Source organism: Mesorhizobium sp. M2E.F.Ca.ET.209.01.1.1 (assembly GCF_004010375.2).
GTDB lineage: Bacteria > Pseudomonadota > Alphaproteobacteria > Rhizobiales > Rhizobiaceae > Mesorhizobium.
Genome location: NZ_SADP02000656.1, coordinates 1 through 337 on the forward strand (window position 1 = coordinate 1; position 337 = coordinate 337).

Here is a 337-nt window from a genome sequence, read left to right on the forward strand (position 1 = left end):
GACCATGATCGGCCTCGGCAATGTGCTTTTACAGATCCCGATCGGCATGATCAGCGACCGCGTCTCCGACCGCCGCTATCTGCTCCTCGTCTGCGCCACGGTAGGGTTGATCGGAACCGCCTTCATGCCGTTCTTCGCGCAGAACTGGCATCTGATGGCGGCGCTTCTGTTCGTCTGGGGCGGCGTCGTGGCGGCCATGTACACGATCGGCCTTGCCCATCTCGGCTCGCAGCTTTCCGGCCATGAGCTGGCGTCGGCCAACGCGGCCTTCGTGCTTTGCTATGGCGTCGGCATGGTTTTGGGTCCACAGGCGATAGGCATCGGCATGGATGCCTTC

At 62.6% G+C, this 337-nt stretch carries 1 protein-coding gene; it reads left to right on the forward strand.

Translation table 11 applies throughout. The features are described from left to right. Positions 1-337: MFS transporter (locus tag EN852_RS37310; RefSeq protein ID WP_135879799.1), on the forward strand; the 337-nt coding region annotated here is incomplete at both ends.